Raw genomic sequence first — 20503 nt, forward strand, 5'->3', positions numbered from 1 at the left:
AGCTTTTGGCTTTGGGAGCGATCTTAATCTACCAACTTGTCTTGCTCTATCAATACGAGCAAGGCAAGACGGTAGGTAAAGGAATCAAAGCACTTTTGAGGGCGGCATGATTTATGACCACGCCTCAATTAAATGAATGAATCGGCTGTCGCTTCTTCAACCGCAGATAACATAGAAAACTGCAAAGCAACGCCTGGTGGCTCATTCAATCAAATAGCCTTTCGCGAGTTGGTTAAACGATTCAATTTGCTGTTGCTGCCAATGTTGATCGAGACCAAGTTCGTTTGCCAGAATTTCCGCCACGCGCGGAGCCATCTCGATTGCCGCACGCGCATTCAAAAACAGCGCCCGTGTACGACGCGCTAAAACATCCTCGACGGTGCGCGCCATCTCGCGTCGCACCGCCCAGATAATTTCCGCCAGCGTGTAAGGCAACGCCGTATGCAAAGGTTGACCGCGACTTGGGTCTGAACGAATCGAATCAAGTATGGCTATGGCATCCGAACCATAGACCGCAAATGCTGTGAATTTTTCAGGATTTCGGTGATAGCCGTGGATGTTCAAGCGTTCAGTGATGCACGGTTTATCAGGTAACTTCGCAAGCATCGCCGCCTGATTGACACAATCTTCAGCCATCCGCCGATAGGTTGTCCATTTGCCCCCGGCGACGCTCAGCAACCCCGATTGTTCGATTAAAATGGTGTGGTCGCGTGAAAGCGCCGCAGTGTTTTGCGCATTCGCAGCTTTCACGAGCGGGCGAATGCCGACAAAGACACTCAAGACATCTTCACGCGAAGGTTTTTTATGAAGATACTTTCTTGCTGTCGAAAGGATGAATTCAATCTCTTCATCAAACGGATGCGGTTCAAGCGAGGGTTCGCTAATCGGCGTATCGGTGGTGCCGACCAGAGTGTGATTATGCCAGGGAATGGCGAACATCACGCGCCCATCATCGGTGTGCGGAACCATAATGGCGCTATGACCAGGCAAAAACGAATGATCGAAAACCAGATGCACACCTTGACTTGGGGCAATCATTGGCTTGGCATCGGCGGTCGCCATCTGCCGAATCGAATCGCAAAATGCGCCGGTGGCATTGATGACGACTTTAGCTTCGACGCGAAACTCTTCGCCGCTTTCCATATCGGTAAAGGTCGCGCCATTAACGAAGCCTTCTTCGTCTTTCGTCAGGCTGGTCACCGCCGTGTAATTGATGAGGGTCGCGCCCTGTTCGGATGCGGTAGTGACTAAATTGATGAGCAGACGCGAATCATCGAACTGCCCGTCAAAATAGACTACGCCGCCGCGCAAGCCTTCGGTGTTGATGGTTGGCAAACGTTCAAGGGTCTCTTCTTTGGATAAAATTTCCGATGAACCGAAACCGTATTTTCCCGAAAGCAGATTGTAGAGTTTCAAACCCAGCCCATAAAACGGCGCTTCCCACCATTCGTAATTGGGAACCACGAAAGCCAGGTCGTGAACCAGATGCGGCGCGTTTTGTCTGAGAATCCCGCGCTCTTTCAAGGCTTCCATCACCAGTGAGATGTTGCCTTGTTCAAGGTAACGCACACCGCCGTGAACCAGTTTGGTGCTGCGGCTGGATGTGCCTTTGCCGAAATCCGCTTGTTCAAGCAACAACACTTCATAGCCGCGCGAAGCGGCATCGACCGCACAACCGACGCCGGTTGCGCCGCCGCCGATAATCAACATATCCCAGGCAGTGCTGCGTTGGGTGACGCGACTGAGCATTTCCGAACGATTCATAACAACTTACCCGACATGAAAAAGTTGATACGCCGTGATAAGCATCGCTTCTTATGCAAAGCTTGTTGAACGACATCGCATAGTTCTTCGGCGTATTGCTCGATTATGACCTGGTCTTTATCCCAATCAAAAGGTGTGTCAGTAAAAAGAATATTGATTTTGTCTGGCAGAATAACCCCTGAATCCGAGCGGTATTTGCCTGCTGATGAAATCGCTGTACAACCACCGAAGGCATAACTTAATTCGTCGCCTAATTCCTCAAGGATGCGAGCATAAGCCGGATCAGGCAGGTCTGGAATGAATATCTCAATGCGAACCTTCTTTGATAGCGGCAATCAGTTTCTCCTTGCGTTTGGCGAATGCCTTCACTCGTTTCAGGGCTTGCTCTCTATCAACCTTTTCACGTTTGGGACGCTCAATTTTGATTTTTTTTAGCGGTTTCATTTCATTCTCCAAGCCCATTATTGCAGAGGCGATTTCATCCCACAATTCAAATCCCGGCAAATCTAACAATATGCCGTCTCGTACAGGCTTATCAAATTGTTTGAGGACTGCTATCATCAACGATTCATCAGGCGAGCCTGTAGCTTGCCACCCGCATATCAAACGGAGATTTTCTTTTATGATGATTCAGGAAGTCGTGCGAGCGAAACTTGCCGACGCGATTAAAAATCTTTTTGAAATTGAACTGACAGACTTTTCAACCGAAGTGCCGCCGCGCACCGAACTCGGCGACCTCGCTTTTCCAGTGGCTTTTGAACTCGCGAAACGTTTGAAAGCCGCGACCGGTCAAAAACAGAATCCCCGCGATATTGCGACAAAACTCGCCGATGAACTTCGCGGCATTTCGGGCATCGCTCGTGTTGATGTAGCGGGCGCGGGATATTTGAATCTCTATTTCGACCGCGCGCAGTATTTGCTCGAAGCTTCAAGAATTGATGAACCCGCAAGACCACAACTCGGCGGCAAACTTATCGTCGAACATACCTCCGTCAACCCTAACAAAGCGGCGCACATCGGGCATATGCGCAACGCCATTTTAGGCGATACAGTGGTGCGCATCTTTCGCGCTGCCGGTGAGCAGGTCGAAGTGCAGAATTACATTGATAACACCGGCGTTCAGGTCGCCGACGTGGTTGTCGGATTTAAGTACCTCGAAAACAAAACCCTCGATGAAATCAAAGCGATTGAACCGGGATTGGGCGAGCCTTATACATCGGGCAGTAAAGATATGTTCGATTTTTACTGTTGGGATTTGTATTCCAAGGTCGGGCAGTTTTATGAAGAGGACAAATCGCGGCTCGAACTTCGCGCCAACACGTTACACGAAATCGAAGCCGGCGAAGGTGAGATTTATGAGATGGCTGATTACATCGCCATGCGCATTTTGCGTTGTCACTTGGCGACGATGTATCGTCTGGGAATCGAATACGACGTGATGCCGCGCGAATCGGATGTCCTGCATCTGCACATCTGGGATAAGGCGTTTCAACTGTTGAAAGAACGCGGCGCAATTGAATTTGCAACCGAAGGCAAACTGGCAGGCTGCTGGGTGATGCGTTCTGTGGATGAAGCGAAAGAATCGGACGAAGAGAGCGAACACGAAGCCGATAAAGTCATTGTCCGTTCAAATGGAACGGTGACTTATACAGGTAAAGACATCGCTTATCATCTGTGGAAACTCGGACAACTCGGATTGGAATTCGGTTATAAAAAATTCGACACCTACCCGGATGGTCATACGGTTTGGATTACCACTTCAAAAGCTGAAGAAAATGATTCGTCGCATCCGTCGTTTGGTAATGGCGCGGCGTATTTCAATGTCATCGACGTCGGGCAATCTTATCCGCAGCATTATGTCAAACTCGGCGTCAAAGCCATCGTGCATGATGAGCGCGTTGAACGCAGCGCCCATCTCGGTTATGAAAAAGTGGCGCTGTCGCCTGCCGCCGCCAAACAACTCGGCTATCAACTCACGGAAGAAGAAGAAAAGCGCACGGTGATTGGCATGTCGGGGCGTAAAGGTTTAGGGGTCAAAGTTGATGATTTGATTGACCAGCTCGAAGCCTCTGCGCTCTCGGAAGTAACCAGTCGCCATGCGGATTTGAGCGAAGCGAAAAAAAGAGCGATTGCTCATATCATTGCAGTCGGCGCTTTGCGCTATTTTTTATTGAAATTCCTCAGAAATTCAGTGATTTCATTCGATTTTAAAGAAGCGTTGGCAATGACCGGTGAAACCGGCGTTTATGTGCAAAACGCGGTTGTTCGCGCCAATTCGATTTTTAGAAAGCTCGAAGAAACCGGCATTGATACGCAAAAAGAGGAAGTGCATGAGCGTATGCCCGAGGTGTTGGCGCAGGAAGATGATTTGTGGTCATTGATCTATTTTGCCTTGCGCTTGGATGACGTAATTCGCAGTTCGGTAAACGCGCTTGAACCGGCGCATGTTGCAAAATGGGCATTTCAACTGGCGCAAAAGTTCAATGGTTTTTACGACAACGATAAAAATCGCATCATCGCTGAAAAGGACGAAGCGCGACGCGATTTGCTCGTGATAATTACCGGCGTCGTGCGTCGCCAGTTGACGGCGGCGTTGGATGTGTTAGGTATTCAAGTGCCTGAGCGGATGTAGTCAACGATTATCGGCAATCAGAGCAAATTTGCTTTGAGATTCTAACGGAAAGAGATCGTTTGCTTAATCACGGTGAATTTCCCAGCGGATGCGGCGGATGCGGCGGATTAGGACGGATTACCGGATAGGCGAACGATATTTTTAATGATTTAGGTGATTGTTGCAGATTTTTGAAATTTACATGCGTCATGAGAAACCGGAGGGTTTTATGACGCAGGATTTACAACACCGAGATTTGACCGACAAGATTCTCAAGGCATTCTACAAAGTGTATAACGCGCTCGGTTATGGATTCCTTGAAACAGTTTACGAGAAATCGCTGTTGCTGGAGTTGAGAAATTCGGGGTTGCGAGCCGAAAGGCAACAACCCATCAAAGTTTATTATGCCGGAAATCTGGTTGGCGATTATTATGCTGACTTGATTGTTGAAGGAGTAATCATCATCGAAGTGAAAATCGCCGATGCCATCTGCGAAGCACATATCGCGCAACTGAGAAATTATTTGCGGGCGACGGAAATCGAAATCGGCTTGCTGTTAAATTTCGGACCCGAACCAAAATTCGTGCGGAAATATTTTTCAAACGAGAATAAAAATCTTTCTGAAAAAATCCGCGACTATCCGCCGCATCCGCCGCATCCGCTGGGAAACCAACATTGAAAGAAGAATAATCAAGGCTTCCATCAACCGGATAAAATTGATGAGAAAAATCACAGGTGCGTTGCAATCTCTCTCTAAACTGACATTCAAAAAGATGAGAACTTAATTCAGGAATTCAGTCATGAGTAAAAGTAAAATCCAGACATTTGCAGCATTCTCGCTGATGTTACTGATTGTCGGTTTGGGATATGGGCAAACAAAAACCGGTCGCGTAGAGGGAACAGTGTTTGATCCAAACGGCGCAGTAATTCCAGGAGCCAAAGTTACTTTTGAAAATGCTCAATTCAGCCAGGTGACTTTTACTAATGAAGCAGGTCACTATGAGATTGAGTTGCCTGAAGATGTTTATACGTTAAAGATACTAGCCAATGGCTTTCTCCCACTTGAGATAATTTTGATTCGCGTTGAGGTTGGTAAAAATAATATCGAAAATTTGATACTAAAACTTGAACCGAGATCTTATATGCATCCACCCATAACAGGAGAACATCAAGATATTATTCCTTCCGAAAGGATAATCATTCCACGCATCGAAAAAAGTGGAGATTTAGTTAATGTTGCTGACATAAAAGGTCGGAAATCAAACAGAGAAGATACGAAAATTAAAAAGCGAAAACCGAAAGGACATTGATACACCGAATCAAATCCTAACTGAGATTGAATTGAATTTTAAGGGAATTAAAGAAGGAGAATTTGACTACACCCAAGAAACCCCTATCCTTGAATTGAAGAAATAATTTTGGAGAATTTATATGTTAATCGTCATGAAACCGGAAGCCACTAACGAAGATGTGGCGAGAGTTTGTGAAGTCATTACCCAACTTGGATTTGTAGCGCATCCGATGCCCGGCGAATCGCGCACCGCCATCGGCATCACCGGCAACGCGGGCGCGATTGATTCAACTCACTTTGAAGATTTGCCGCAGGTCGCGGAAGCCATTCGCGTCACCAAACCTTACAAACTGGTCAGCCGTGACCTCAAACACGATGACACCATTATTCAAGTCGGCGATGTGGAAATCGGTCGCGGCGAACCGGCAATCATTGCTGGACCCTGCGCCGTTGAAACGCTGGAACAAACGATGGAGATTGCTGAAATCGTTGCCTCAACCGGCGTCAAACTCTTTCGCGGCGGCGCATTCAAACCGCGCACTTCGCCCTATTCATTTCAAGGTCACGGACTCGAAGGGTTAAAAATTTTAGCTGCCGCGCGCGACGAGTTCGGACTGAAAATCGTCACCGAAGTTTTAGACACCGAGACCGCAGACCTGGTCGAAGAGTACGCCGATGTTTTACAAATCGGCGCACGCAATATGCAGAATTTTTCTCTGCTTCGCCGGCTTGGCAAAGCCAGAAAGCCGGTGATGCTCAAACGCGGAATGTCGGCGACGCTTGAAGAATTTTTACTCGCCGCCGAATACATCATGGCTGAAGGCAATTACAACGTGATGATGTGTGAGCGCGGGGTGCGCACCTTTGCCGACCACACGCGCAACACGCTGGATTTATCGGTAGTTCCGGCGGTACAGAATCGTTCGCATCTGCCGATTATCGTTGACCCTTCGCACGGCACCGGCAAACGCCACAAAGTGATTCCGATGGCGCGCGCCGCAGTGGCGTGTGGCGCGGATGGCATTATGGTTGAAGTTCACAATCACCCGGAACGCGCGCTTTCTGATGGGCCACAGGCGCTACTTCCTGAAATGTTTAAAGAACTGGTCGCTGATGTGAAAGCGATTTATCGGGTGATTGCCGAAAAAGAGACGGCAATGGTGTAAAATCTAAAGCATATTTTTTAGAAATTGACGGGAGGCGAAAATGTTTTTGTCTGCCCTGTTGGTCGGATTTATTGGATTATTAGCTATCACGAGTTGGATAGGGCTTTCGCTTTACAGTAAGAGAAAGCCTGAATCCGTTGCCAATCATTTGAAAAAAGTTCTTTGTATAGCCTGCCTGGCCATTGGGATTCCTGTAATTATTCTTATTGGCATTCAAACAATTTTAAATTTTTCTCCGGATTATGTTTTCGCATCGAGTTTTGGTTTTAAACCTCCGGCGGAAGTAAGAGAATTGCAAGGGCGTAAGTCGGCTTTCTTTGATTCGGGTGACATATACCTGCGATTTAAAGCGAATAAGCCGATACTGGATAAAATAGTCGCCTCGAAATTTTTCCCGATTAAAGAACAATTTTTTAACTGGCCTTCCCCACAGCATCATCCGCCCGATTGGTGGAACCCTTCGGATAGTAAACCTAAGCTCTTTTATCAGGCATTAAATTTTAATCAGGAATATAGCTCGAACTCAGCTTTCCTTTGTTATGATGAAACCCGTGAAATTGTGTACTTTTACTATATTGGCATTGATTGATGTGACGGGCACATAAAACTGGATAGGCAGAGGAGACCGAGATGATCAACAATCGTTCAATTAGCATTTGGGTTGCGATTCTGGCTTTTGCTGTCACCCCGGGGTGCATCTCACGGCATTCGACATATCGTGCTGATGAATTCCTTATCGCCAAGTTCCAAGCGCATAAATCCGAATTCAACACACTTCTCGAAATGTTCCAAGTCGATAAGGGGCTGATCTACTTTGCATACGATCAAACCATCCCAGAGAATCCACAGTCGGTTGGCATTAGTCCTGACAGGTTGGCGCAATATCGACGCTTGTTTTCAGTGCTGGGGCTGAATGGAATGGCTGCTGAGGACAGGCAAACAGGAGCCAGAGATGAGATTTGGTTCTTCACGTCTATCGAAGGAGCCAGACGAAGCACCTTCAAGCATTACGCCTATGTCATCAAGCCAGCGAAGGGGGTCATTCAAGATTTGGATAAGGATGGTTCAAAGGCGACTCCATATCGGCAAATTGAAAACAATTGGTATCTCGCTCTGGATGACGCCGACTAACCGCAGCCTCTGCCTAACAGAGGCGTGCAGTGGAGCGCGGACAGCGAGTTTGGTATGGTTCCATCAGCGGCGTTACCCGCGCCCACTGACGCCGGTCGATAGGCGAAATCGGCAAACGGCGCTGAATCACCGGCAAATGATAAAGAAAATTCCCGATATTTTTTTAATTTCTGCGATAGCTTCGATTTTATCCATCACCGCATTTCTCTATTTCTACCATCACAATATGACCAATCTATACGGCGATGGCATTGCCCATGTGAACATCGCTCGTAAAGTTGTCGATAGCCCTGACGATTCGCTCTGGCAGAGGTATATGCAAATCGGCTCGCCGTGGCTTCCATTGCAAACCGTGTTGATGTTGCCGCTGGTGGCTAATGATTGGCTTTGGCGCACAGGCGTTGCCGGAAGTTTGATTTCAATGTTTTTTTTCATCATCACGGCGATTTCCATCTGGCAACTCGCGAGATCGCTTTATGCGAAAGAAGCCAACGGCTACAAAAATATTTTGCCCTTCGTGTCGTTCGGCATTTTCGCGCTTAATCCAAGCGTGTTGTTTATGCAATCGACGCCGATGACCGAGTTGGTGTTTATGGGCGCTTTGGCGTTTGCCATCTGGATGTTGCAACGCTGGACTGAGGAACAAACCTCTCGGCGATTAATGATTGCGGCGGTTGCAATGACCGTAGCGACGATGGCGCGATACGAAGCCTGGGCGGTTGCCGCAATTGCCTGCGCGTTGGCGCTTGGTTTATCAAAAGGCAACTGGCAACTGAAAATCAAAAACGCGATTTACTTTTCATTGATTGTGGCGATTTGCCCGTTGTACTGGCTCTGGCACAACCGGGCGATTTACGGCGATGCGTTGTGGTTTTTGAGAGGCCCGCATTCGGCGCGCGGTATCTATTTGCAGAATGCCGCGAATCTCGGATGGTCGCGGGTTTTTGTTGGCAATGCTTTTCTTGATGGGTTGTTGATGACCGTGACGGTGGCGGCTTGTGTCGGGATAATTACGATTTTGCTGGGATTTTCGGGGTTTTTAAGACTGGTTATCACCCGCAAACGAGCCTTAATCGAACACGCGCCTTTGTTGCTTTTCATTGTGCCGTTTTTCTTTCACTGCCTGAGTCTCTATCGCGGCGAGATTCAGATTTTTCCGTTGAGCGCCTTCGGACTTTTAAATGTGCGTTACGGGTTGCCGCATTTGATGGCGCTGGCGTTATTCATTCCGGCGTTGATTCCGCTGTTTGTCCGCTTGGGTAAAATCACCTCGATTGTAATCATCTGCGCGATGGTCGCCTTTCAATATTTTTATTTGATTTCGGATGGCGTGTCGCAACTGGCGGTCTATCAGGAAGGCTACCGCAACGGGGTGAATTCCGAAGCGGCGCGGCAATGGGCGAAAGTTGCCGCGTTCACCAGCGCCAATCCGCCGCCGACAAAAATTTTGATGCAGACCGGGTCGCTTGGGCCAGTGGTTTCGCAAGGCAGATTGAAATACGCCGAGATTATTCACGAAGGCACTTCGCGGTGGCATCAATTCGATAAGGCGATTCCCGAAGATATTGAAACGATTATTATTGAGAAGCGGGATGCGCTCGATGAACGGTTGAAAAATAATCCGGTGTTGATGATGGATTTTTCGCAGAATTTTCGAGAACAGTTTGCTGCCGGTAATATCAGAATTTTTAAGCGAATTCCGAATCCATAAACCGGTTGGCTTGCTTTAAACAATGACACAGGAGGTTGATGGAAAAGACCGGGATTGGGTTGCAAGTTGATTTTGAGCTTAATGGTTTTCCATATTAACCATCCTTTTAAACCTCCATCAAAATATCCGTATCTTTAAAGAATACTTCATTCAGTGATGACAATTTTTTGCCTTATAGGTATGCTTATCGGGAATCTGAAAAACGCATGTCGAGAATAGACAAATATTTAATCATTGAAGAAATCGGACGTGGCGGGATGGGTGCGGTTTATAAAGCCTTACATCCGCAATTTAAAAAACTCATCGCCATCAAAGAAGTCCGCGCCGATTTAGCCAATGACCCGGAAATCCGCCGTCGTTTCGAGCAGGAGATTGAACTGCTCGCGCAACTGCCGACCCATCCGAATATTGTTACCGTCCGTGATGCGCTGGTTTGGGAAAGTAAACTTTATATCATCATGGATTACATCGAAGGGCGCACGCTCGGCGACGTCATCAAAGAAGGCGCGGTGACCGCAGACCGCGCCGCAACCCTGCTTGAACAGATTCTTTCAGGGCTTGAAGCCATCCATTCACGCGGCATTGTGCATCGCGATTTGAAAAGCGGCAATATCCTGCTTGATAAAGAAGGCAATGCTTACATCACTGATTTCGGAATTGCCGAATATGCGCATCGGCAATCGAGCGGCGCGGTCATGGCAACGCCGCGTTATGCCGCGCCCGAACTGCTTGACCCCAGCCTCAAAGGCACCGACCAGCAGATTGATATTTATGCAACCGGCATGCTCGCTTATGAAATGATACTCGGCGAGCAGGGGTTTCGCCGGGCGTTTCCCGAAGTCTATGACGGCAACAAAGGCAATGAAGCAGAGAAGTGGTTGCGCTGGCATAAAAATCGTGCCCTTTCTGCAAGAAACCTCTCGGACATCAATCCCGCAATCCCTTATCCGTTGGCAAGAATTGTGGCGCGAATGATGACCAAGGACGTCAATCATCGCTACAAAGATGCCAGTGAAATTCGCAGAGATTTAAACAATTTTCTTGCTAAAAGGGCGACACAGGTTTTGCCTAAGGAAGGGATGCAAAATGCCTTTGTGCCGGACACCCAATACACCATTCCGATTTCGGTATCGGGAATTTCCAACTCAACTGCGCCCAACGTTCAGGAACCGCAAACCCCCAATTCATTTATCCCGAATACCTCTGTGACGCCGGGGCTACAGACTTCGCCAACTCCTGATGTGGCGATAACCGGCGTGACACCCACGAAAAATTATTTATGGTTGGGGATTGCGGCGGGCAGCGGCTTGGCGCTGATTGCGCTGCTGGTTGGCGTGTATCTCATCTTCTTTGCGGGTTCAACGACGCTCATTATTCAGAATGCGCCGCCTGAAAGCGCGGTTTATGTCGATGATGTCAAGCAAGGCGTAACCGATGCCAGCGGCATTTTGAAAATTACCAAAGTGAAAGATGGCAATGTGAATATCCGTGTCACCCACGAAGGCTACACGGAGTTCAATACCGTGGTTGCCTTGGAAAGCGGCGCGGAGCGAACCATTGCCGCGCGCCTTGAAAAACTCGGCGGAACCACCAAAACCTCAACTCCCAATGACAAAGAGATTGATTATAACGGCGCGATGGTCTTAATTCCCGCGGGTGAATTTGCAATGGGCGATAACAATTACAATCAAGATGAAAAGCCTGTGCATACGGTCGATGTGCCGGCATTCTACATTGATAAATTTGAAGTCACCAATGCCCAGTATAAAAAATTCTGCGAAGAAACCGGGCGACCAACGCCGACCATAACGGCATACCATAGCGATTATTTTAATCAGAATCCCAATGCGCCGGTCATTGGCGTGAGTTATTCGGATGCCCTCGCTTATGCGAACTGGGCAGGGAAACGTTTGCCTACGGAAGTTGAATGGGAAAAGGCTGCATCGTGGGATGAGGCGACAAAAAAGAAACGCGCTTTTCCGTGGGGCGAGGCATCGGATACCGCCCGCGCCAATTTCGGGCAGAAGATGCGCACTCCAGCGCCCGTCGGGCAGTTCTCAAATGGCGCAAGCGCCTATGGGGTGATGGATATGGCGGGCAATGCCAGTGAATGGGTCGATAGCTTTTATCAGGCTTACCAGGGGAATACCTCGCAAAATGCCGATTTTGGCACCACCTATCGGGTGGCGCGCGGCGGCAGTTTTCGTTCTCCGGGGGCAGAGGTGCGCACCACCCATAGAGAAAAAGTTTTACCTGATACCAAAGAGGGCATCGACCCGCAGACCGGAAAAAATAGTTATACGGCATATGGCTTTCGTTGCGCGGTTTCCGCCAGCGACCCTAAACTGCAAGAGCGTCTATCGAAAAAATAGATAGTCTGAGCGAGGCAGGACATGAAGCGACTATCGAAAATTCAATGCGCATCGGCGTTCCTATTTGCGCCGCTGGTGGTGGCGGGCGTGGTTTGCGCAACCCACACAAATTTATCCAAAGTCGGACAGAAAAAATCGCCGGTTTCGGCAGAAACCCGCGTCCTTGCCCGACAAGCGGCGCTGGCGGTCGGCTTAATTTCGGTTCGCAATACCAATGAAGTCACCGCGCCGAAGCCGCGAGGCTCTGCGGTCATCGTCAACAGCAATGGATTGGTGGCGACCAATTATCACGTCATCAGGCAGGACAATTTCGACAGGCTATTTGATGAGCTATTCATCACCTTGTCAACCGGCGATTTTGCCAGCGCCTCCGCGAAACGCTATCGCCTGAGAACGGTTTCCGTCAATAAAATCCAGGACCTTGCATTACTAAAAATTGTCGCAGATGGCGCAGGCAAACCGCTCGCCTCAAACGCTATCTTTCCGTCCCTGCCGATGGGCGATTCCAACAAAGTCAAATTGCTCGACGATATCATCATCATCGGCTTTCCCGAAAAAGGCGGCACCACGATAACGATTAATGCCGGCATGGTCGAGGGTCTCGATAACCTTGAAAGCTGGATAAAGACCGATGCGCGATTGATTCATGGCAACAGCGGTGGTGCGGCAATCAACAGCGAAGGCAAATTGATTGGCATCCCTACGAAAGTGCTGGCGGATTCGCGCAAAGTGGATAAAGACGGCGATGGCTTTCCCGATGAAGTGACTTCGCTCGGCTCGGTCGGTTTTTTGCGACCCGCGAATCTTTTGGCGCGAATGATTGAACAACTGAGCAACAGCGACCGCGCGATGGCAAAAAATATTCCTTCAGGCAGCGGTAGCCAATCCACGCAAAGCCCACCTGCGCCTAAACCGAATGCGACGCCGAAAGTGACGATGCGACCGCCTCCTTCAATGACGGAACCGGCGACGGGTCAATCAAGCGGTGAGTTGATCGTTCGCGGAACCATGCGGGCAACCAATAATGGTTCGCCGGTTGCCGGAGCGCGCGTGGGGATTGTGCCGCTTGGCGCGTCAACCATTACACCGGAAAATTTATTGACCTGGTGCAGCACCGACGCCAACGGCGCTTTCATTATGAATAAGTCGCTGCCCGCCGGTCGCTATACCTTAAAAGCCCGCGCCCTGGGTTATGAACCTTACTCGAAAGATATTGAAATCAGCGCAAGCAACAATCGCTTTATTATTGAACTCAGAAAGGCGCAATGATTCCGGTTTTCATCCGTCACCCTTCACGCGACTTTAGCCTGCATGATATTATCGCCTACTCAAAAATATGCTGATTGATAGTTGGCATTTCTAAACTTAAGCGAGCCGATTGATGCTGCGCCTCGGCGTTCACCGTTAAGAAATTGAGTTGGACTCAAAATTCAATATTGTCTCACCGGAAAGAGTAAAGCTTTATGAAAAATAATCTGGCTAAATATTTACTTGAAAAACAACCGGGTAAACTTGCGATGGCAAATCGAAAAGTTCATGCCCGTAGGCTGATTAGCGTAGGATTTTTTGCATTTATCATTGTCAGTCTCATGACCGTTACGATGCGCGGACAGGCGCAATCCCCCTGCGATACGGGCATAATTACAGTTGCCGGCACACCCTGTAAAACCAACCAACCGACGAAAGTAGTTTTTTTAATTGACCGTTCGGGCAGTATGTCGCCGCGCGGTCAAACCTACAACGCGCAGATTGAAGGCATCATGAAAACGTTGCGCGACCCGACGATTATTTCGCGTGATGGTTCGGTTGAAGTCGGTATCGTGGTCTTCGCCGGTGGCGCCAACGTTTTGTTGGTTCAGGATAAAGCCTTAACCCGCATTGATTCCTTAACCGCCGCCGAAAATGTGGCACAGGCGGTCGGTAATTTGAAATGCGCGGATCTCTCAAGTGGCATTGCGCCTTGCCCTGCCGGTGAAACCAGTATGACTTCGGCAATTTTTACGGCAGATGTTTTAGTCAGTCAAAATGGCGCGACTAATGCCAATCGTCTGTTCATTCTGTCAACCGATGGACAGACTTCAACCGGCGATATTGCTGAAGCGGTCGGTCGGGTTGCGGCAGCGCAAAAGGCTGCGACGACGCTGGGTGTCGGTTTTGAACTGGATGTGATTTTAATGGGGCTTGACCCGGCGACGCCGGAATTTGCCATCAATAAAGCCAACGTCGATGCGTTGGTTTATCCGCCGCCGGTTGATGCGCTTCCAGGCGCGACATTAGTTTTAGCCAATGGTGATTGCAATGTTTCAGCGACCGGCACAGCAAACCCCGATTGTCAGCGACAAATCAGTGATTTTGCGAGTGATGTTCGCGACATTTTACGAAGCGGGATTATCAGCACCAACTATGTGGTTAATACCGAAGTTGATACCGCGCCGGGGGCAACGCCGGGTACAACTCTATCGCTTCGTCAAGCCATCGAAGCCGCAAATTGCAACGGTGGTGACGCGAACATTACTTTCGCCGAATCTCTACGCGGCACAACCATTCGCCCGCTGATTCCGCTTCCGGCGCTTGTCAGACCGAACATCAATATCAACGGTTGCGACGGTGAAAACTGCGCGCCGATTGTCACCATTGATGGCGTCAATACTGATTCGGATGCCGGTGAAGCCCACCGCGATGGCATTTTAATTCGCTCGTACAATAACACGGTGCGTGGATTGCGCATCATCAATTTTGACCGCGCAGGGATTGCCATTGACCCGATTTGTCCTGCGGACGTGACGGTCAACAACACGGTTGCTCAGAATGTGCTTGAAGCCAATGATGAAGTGGGGGTATTGGTGCTTGACCCGGAAGTTGCCCGCGCCATTGCTCACAGCACCGGCAATACCATTTCGCGCAACAACATTTCCGATAGCCCGGTGTTGATTGATTTGGGCGGTGATGGTCTCACGCCAAATGATGAAGGCGATGCCGACACGGGTCCTAATCTGTTAGTCAATTTCCCCGATTCAATTAATGTGGTCACCGGCGAAAACAACCTTGTCAATATCACCGGACAGGTGAATGGCGCTGCGGCTGTGGGTTCCGTGGTGGAACTGTTTGCCGTAACCAACTTCACAGTGGTTTCCAACGTCATTGTGATTGGTGGGGTCAATCATATCGGCACTGCTGAAACCGACGGCACCGGCGCATTTTCAGCTACGGGGCTTGCAACTTCGCCGGTTGGCATTTACACGGCAACAGTGACCGACATTGAAGGCAACACTTCGGAATTGTTGATTGATGCAGCCAACACCAAGCCCGGTCGCTCGATAGCTGCCGCTGCCACTCCGATTGCTTTCGGTGAAGTGACGGTCGGCACGACTTCGCCTGCAAAGCCCGTGCAGATAACCAACAACGGCAATGCGCCGCTGGTGATTACAGGCTGTACGGTTGTTAAATGCGCGACCGCTGACCCCGACAACACGGCGCGATTTGCGGTGACCAATTGCCCGACTGCGGCGATTAATCCGGGGCAGAGCGTCAATGTCAACGTGACGGTTACACCTAACGCCTGCGGCGCGATAAAAGCCTGTGTGCAATTTACGACGAACGATCCGCTCAGACCGCAAATCACTTCCGAATTGACGGCTACCGGCAATGCTGTCGGTCAGGGCAGAGTGACGATTGAAGGCGGCGGCACGACGGTTGATTTCGGCACTGTGGGGGCAAAAGGCAACGGGCTGAAATTGAAGAAACAGCCGCGTCGTCAATTCACCATTCAAAACACCGGTTGCCAACCACTGACTTTAACGCTCGCAGGATTTGTTCGCACCGGCGCGAATACGACGAATGGCAAAATCACAGGCACCAATGACAGCGCGTTTTTCAGCATTGTGCGGTTGGCTGCCGGTGGAAATGAAACGGCGGTTACCAGCCCAATCACCTTGGGCTTTAATGAAACGGCGACCTTCCGTGTGCGCTTCCGCCCGGCGATTCCTGCGGTGGTGAATGGCACAACCGGGCTTGCGGCGTCGAGCGTTTTACCGGACACAGTGACATCACAAGTCGTGTTTCAACAAGCTGGCTCAAGCCCGTTGATGGTTCCACTCATTGGACGGGTGACGACCGGCGTGAAGTTTATTAATCCATCGAACCCGGCAAATGACCCGGTGGTGAATTTCACGCGCAATGGTGATGAATTCACGGTTGAGTTTTCCTTGTTCGATGCGAATTTGAATACCACGCGCGCGACCTTTGATTTTGTTGACCGTAGCGGTCGCGCGGTGCAGACGGTTGATGTCGATCTGGCATCGCAGATTCAGGCGCGAGGCTTAGTCACAGGGCAGAGCTTTACGGTGACGCAGAAATTCACCGGCGCGAAAGACAATCCCAATGTTTCACTGGTGCGCATCAACGTCACGGATGGCGAATCAAACGCCTCGGGCAGCGCCGATTTGGTGGTACTCAGTTCGCTCAAAGTTGAATCGCTCAAGGTCGAAGGCGGCGCGAAACTGGTGATGCCAGTCGTCAGGCTTGAGAATAAAAAATCGCTTTCGTTGAGAGGCGGTCTCCGACCGCGAACCTTAGCAGAGGGAACTCTTCTTCTGACTTTTGCGAGAGCCGCTTATCAAGAGTCCCCTGAATTTTTTACTGATGGTTGTAATACGTGTTTTGATGCTAAGGGGCGATTAGCTGGAAATTATTTAGAAGAAAATAGGCTTCTCATAAATGTGAATCGCCTAACAAAGGAGAAACGCTAATGATGAAACATAAATTTACTGCAACCACGCTCAGTGTTTTATTGGGTTTTTGTCTGGTCGTTTTATCGTTGCCGAAAGCTGTTGCGGCGAAATCAGGTGACGATGAACCGGTGATTCGTTTGCGCGCTAACCCTGGCATTGCGCCGCTTGGCAAACTCTATTCGCTTGGCGCAATTTCCATCAATGGCAAACCGACAAGCGGTGAACAGTTCATCTGGGGCGGGGAACTCTTGCAAGCGTTTTCTCAAAGCGCCAACGTGAGGGTTGAGGCGGTTGCCGAGCTTACCTTGAAACGCGGCGCTATGGTGCGACTGGCAACCTCGAATACTTATCAAAACGAGTCATCGCGCGGCGTGTTGGTGGCATCGCTGCTTACAGGCGATTTAAATATTCGACTGGAAGACGGGGTGAGCGCCTACATTCAAGCGGGCGCATCCATCATCACCGCATCAAACGGCGCAGCTTTTAAAGTCACCACCCGCGAAGGTCGCGCGACGGCTGAAGCCTCACGCGGCACAGTTGAAATTGCGCAAACCACTCAACCCCGATTTACGGTTAAGCCTATCGGTATGGGCGCGACCAACAGTGTGGTGGCGCGCAGCACACGCCAATTGCAGGTGCAGGTGACCGACGAAAACGATAAACCGGTTCCCGACATTCCGATTATTTTTGCTCTGGGCGCTACCGGTTCGGGAACGCTCGGTTCCGGTTCAAGCGCCGGAACGACGTTGACGGTGCGAACCGACGCGCAGGGCATGGCGCGGGCGCAATTTAATGCGGGCGATGCCGGAACTTCGACCGATATTTCCGCAACCGTCGAAGGCACACGTTATTCGTGGACGGGAACGTTCAGCGCCGTGAAAGCCGCAGCCGGGTTCTGGAATCCGCTTACCACCACGCTGGTTGTCGCAGGCGCGGCTGTGGGAGTCGGGCTTGGGGTTTATTACGGCACACGCGACAACAACAACGACCCGATTCGCCAAAGCGGTAATCCTGATGTCAGACCTTAAGGTTGATTGAAAGGATTGGTTAGATTCACACCCATAGAGGCTCTGTTTGTTGCAACCGAACCCAACGGTTTGAGCGAACTGGCTATCTATGGGTTTTTATTTTTTTGATTTTGTGGTTGATTGTTTTCGCCACAACAAAGAAAATGTTTATGTTTTAGCCACCTTTGCTCTTCCACGATTGCATCACAAACCTTGCGAGGTTTTTATGAAAAAGCGTTTAACAGTTAAATTTGGTTTTTCAATATTCCTACTTTCAATTTTAGTTTTCTCTATTCACTCGATTAATGCTCAAGACGCGCGCGACCGGCGCATTAAAATTAAAGTCGGTGAAACCCCTGATGAAGCCAGCAAAAATACCGAGGTTCAATTGTGGGGCGTCATCATTGGTGTTTCGCAATACAAATATGGCGATCAAACCACCAAAGAAGGCGAGATTCCCAATCTGAAAAATGCCGGGGATGATGCGCAGGCGATGTACGATTTTTTGCGTAGCCCGAACGGCGGCGGCTTCCGCGATGTCAGTGACGGCGGACGTTTGATTCTGCTTAAAGATGAAAACGCCACCAAAGCGAATGTTGAAAAAGCTTTGAATACCTTGCGGCAGACGCGACCAAACGACTATTTCATCATTTACATTGCGGCGCACGGCGCGCTGGTGCCACAAGCCAATCCGCAAACCCGCGCCACTGAAGAAATCCCTTATTTCGTTTTGCACGACACTAACCTTGGCGATATGTCGAACACCGCGATTCGCATGGATGCTTTTCGCAAACTGGTGAGCGAAATTTCTGCGAAAAAAGGCTTGGTGATATCCGACACCTGTCACAGCGCCGGTGTGCAATTGCAGGGGCGCGGCATCAACATCACCAAACGCGCCAATTCGCGTTACCTTGAAGAGATGAGCAAAATTCCAAGCGGCGTCGGTTTCCTTTCAGCCGCCGACCAGACCGAACTTTCCTATGAACTCGATACCTTGAATGCCGGGGTGTTTACCTACTCGGTGCTCGAAGGTTTGCGCGGGCTTGCCGATACCAACAGCGATAACGTCGTCAATTTTAAAGAGCTGAAAGATTACGTTAGCGATAAGGTTGCCGAGATGACCGAACGCCGCCAGCGTCCGCAGGGCAATGTGACCTCGGTTGAAGCCAATTATATTCCGATTTCAATCGTCAATTATGCGAGCGAAAAAACTGCGCCTGCGAGTAACTATGGATTGCTGGTGATTCGCACGCCGGATGTTGATGGCGTCGAAGTCGCAATCAATGGCAAGCCGGTCGCTACGCTCGATAGTCGCATTCCGAATACCGTGAAGGTCGAAGCCGGAACCCAGACGCTTTCATTTTCAAAAGGCGCGATGAAGCGCAGCATTCAAGCCAGTGTCGAACCCGGCAAATCGAAACTTGTGGAAATCAATCTCAGTTTCAGCGAAGGCGATGAGGATTCGTTGATTGAATCTGCGAATAAGCAGATCAACGTCTTCTTGCGTGAAGACCGCGAGCCATCCAAAGACGCCAAAGATTTATTCCAAAAAGGCGTCGATAGTTTCAACAAACAACGATTCGCTGAAGCGATTGCGACGCTCAACAAAGCGATTCAAAGCAATGGCGGCGCGTATGCTGATGCCTTCGTGTATCGCGGACGGGCACAACAATCGTTGAGCGATAATCGCGGGGCGGTTGAAAGTTTTCGCCAGGCGATTGCGCTTCGCCCGACTGATTTTGAAACCCGAACCTTGCTTGCCGAAGCGCGGTTCAATATCGGCGATAATGTTGACGAAATCGTTACGGAACTTCGCGAGGTCATCAAACGTCATCCGAATTTCGGTTTTGCCAGAGTCGTGCTGGCAGATGTGTTATTGTGGCGCGGCGAGGCGATTGGCGCGGAGTTGCAACTGAAAGCCGCGATTCGCAGCAATCCCAAACTGCCGCCCGCGCATATGATTCTGGCGGATGTGCTCACCTATCAGGATTCGTTTGAAAAACAGAAAGAGGCGACGGTCGAAGCGCAAAAGGCGCTGGAATTGTTTGATGAGGTTGCCAAAAAACAGGTATCGGCGGCGCGCGGTCTGAAACGCCTTTCGCTTTCGCATATTCTTTTCGGCGGCGCGCGTTACGAAAACAAAAAAGCGATGGCTGAGGTCAACTATATTTTGGGCAAGACCAAAACCCGTCTGGTCGAATATGCTACGAATAACGCCAAATCGCTGCCCGAAAGCGCGACGCTTTTACAACAATCCAATGGTCATTTGCAGGAAGCCATGAAACTTGCCCAGGCAAGCGGCGATAAACGCCGCCAGGTTCTGGTAATGGCGACCCTGGCACAGAACGATTTTTTGCGCGGCGATGTGGCGCTGGCAGTTAAGAACGGCGAAGCGACGTTAAAAGCTGCGGAAGCGACCCCCGAACTCAGTATGTGTGAAGTCTATTTGACGCTTTCAAATGCCTACAACAGTGACCAGAAGTACCCGAAAGCGGCAGAGCAGCTGCAAAAATTTATTAATTCCTGTGGCAATCAATTGACCGCCGACGAGCGTCAAAGATTTGAGGAAGATTTAGCGCAACTCAAGAAACAAAAGGAAGCCAATCGCAAGAAGTAATTTTTAGCAAATAAGGCTTTTATTTGTTCTGGTTATTTGAACTAAGTGATATATTTTTGAAGCAACCGAACCGGAGATGACCGCATCACAGCGCGTGTCATGA

15 protein-coding genes are annotated in these 20503 nt (G+C 49.7%); 12 read left to right on the top strand and 3 right to left on the bottom strand.

What is annotated here, in order from left to right; genetic code table 11:
* Positions 1-201: 201 nt before the first annotated feature.
* From AB1757_27585 to AB1757_27595, 3 genes are read right to left on the bottom strand one after another with little or no spacing between them, the layout of a single operon-like run.
* Positions 202-1764, bottom strand: coding sequence for a glycerol-3-phosphate dehydrogenase/oxidase (locus AB1757_27585; GenBank protein ID MEW6130823.1), 1563 nt, complete (start codon positions 1762-1764; stop codon positions 202-204).
* Positions 1761-2099 carry a hypothetical protein gene (locus AB1757_27590; protein ID MEW6130824.1) on the bottom strand — a complete coding sequence of 113 codons (339 nt, stop codon included), beginning with the start codon at positions 2097-2099 and terminating at the stop codon, positions 1761-1763. The genes AB1757_27585 and AB1757_27590 overlap by 4 nt, the downstream gene beginning before the upstream one ends.
* Positions 2071-2208: a hypothetical protein gene (locus AB1757_27595; protein MEW6130825.1), complete on the bottom strand. Its 138-nt coding sequence runs from the start codon at positions 2206-2208 to the stop codon at positions 2071-2073. The genes AB1757_27590 and AB1757_27595 overlap by 29 nt, the downstream gene beginning before the upstream one ends.
* 178 nt (positions 2209-2386) lie before the next feature.
* Here AB1757_27595 and argS point away from each other — a divergent pair, with 178 nt between their 5' ends.
* The 12 genes from argS (at position 2387) to AB1757_27655 (ending at position 20400) form a co-directional block, all read left to right on the top strand.
* On the top strand, positions 2387-4396 hold the full coding sequence (gene argS / locus AB1757_27600) for an arginine--tRNA ligase (protein ID MEW6130826.1): 2010 nt from the start codon (positions 2387-2389) through the stop codon (positions 4394-4396).
* 208 nt (positions 4397-4604) lie between these two features.
* The gene (locus tag AB1757_27605; protein MEW6130827.1) at positions 4605-5054 is read left to right on the top strand and encodes a GxxExxY protein; all 450 of its coding nucleotides are present in this window, start codon (positions 4605-4607) and stop codon (positions 5052-5054) included.
* 121 nt (positions 5055-5175) lie between these two features.
* Positions 5176-5685, top strand: coding sequence for a carboxypeptidase-like regulatory domain-containing protein (locus AB1757_27610; GenBank protein MEW6130828.1), 510 nt, complete (start codon positions 5176-5178; stop codon positions 5683-5685).
* Positions 5686-5806: 121 nt separating this feature from the next.
* Entirely contained in the window at positions 5807-6832 is a 1026-nt protein-coding gene (gene aroF, locus AB1757_27615) for a 3-deoxy-7-phosphoheptulonate synthase (GenBank protein MEW6130829.1), read from the top strand.
* Positions 6833-6872: 40 nt separating this feature from the next.
* On the top strand, positions 6873-7421 hold the full coding sequence (locus AB1757_27620) for a hypothetical protein (protein ID MEW6130830.1): 549 nt from the start codon (positions 6873-6875) through the stop codon (positions 7419-7421).
* Positions 7422-7462: 41 nt separating this feature from the next.
* Positions 7463-7963, top strand: a complete 501-nt coding sequence (locus AB1757_27625) for a hypothetical protein (GenBank protein ID MEW6130831.1) — start codon at positions 7463-7465, stop codon at positions 7961-7963.
* Positions 7964-8099: 136 nt separating this feature from the next.
* A complete protein-coding gene (locus AB1757_27630) occupies positions 8100-9674 on the top strand; it encodes a hypothetical protein (GenBank protein ID MEW6130832.1) in 1575 nt (524 codons plus the stop codon).
* A gap of 206 nt (positions 9675-9880) precedes the next feature.
* Complete coding sequence (locus AB1757_27635; protein ID MEW6130833.1) at positions 9881-12046, top strand: SUMF1/EgtB/PvdO family nonheme iron enzyme; 2166 nt, start codon at positions 9881-9883, stop codon at positions 12044-12046.
* Between the two features lie 21 nt (positions 12047-12067).
* Positions 12068-13315 carry a trypsin-like peptidase domain-containing protein gene (locus AB1757_27640; GenBank protein MEW6130834.1) on the top strand — a complete coding sequence of 416 codons (1248 nt, stop codon included), beginning with the start codon at positions 12068-12070 and terminating at the stop codon, positions 13313-13315.
* A gap of 194 nt (positions 13316-13509) precedes the next feature.
* Complete coding sequence (locus AB1757_27645) at positions 13510-16794, top strand: choice-of-anchor D domain-containing protein (GenBank protein ID MEW6130835.1); 3285 nt, start codon at positions 13510-13512, stop codon at positions 16792-16794.
* Entirely contained in the window at positions 16794-17804 is a 1011-nt protein-coding gene (locus AB1757_27650) for a hypothetical protein (protein ID MEW6130836.1), read from the top strand. The genes AB1757_27645 and AB1757_27650 overlap by 1 nt, the downstream gene beginning before the upstream one ends.
* A 205-nt stretch (positions 17805-18009) precedes the next feature.
* Complete coding sequence (locus AB1757_27655) at positions 18010-20400, top strand: hypothetical protein (GenBank protein ID MEW6130837.1); 2391 nt, start codon at positions 18010-18012, stop codon at positions 20398-20400.
* Positions 20401-20503 lie beyond the last annotated feature (103 nt).

Source organism: Acidobacteriota bacterium (assembly GCA_040754075.1).
In the GTDB taxonomy this organism is placed as follows: Bacteria; Acidobacteriota; Blastocatellia; order UBA7656; family UBA7656; genus JBFMDH01.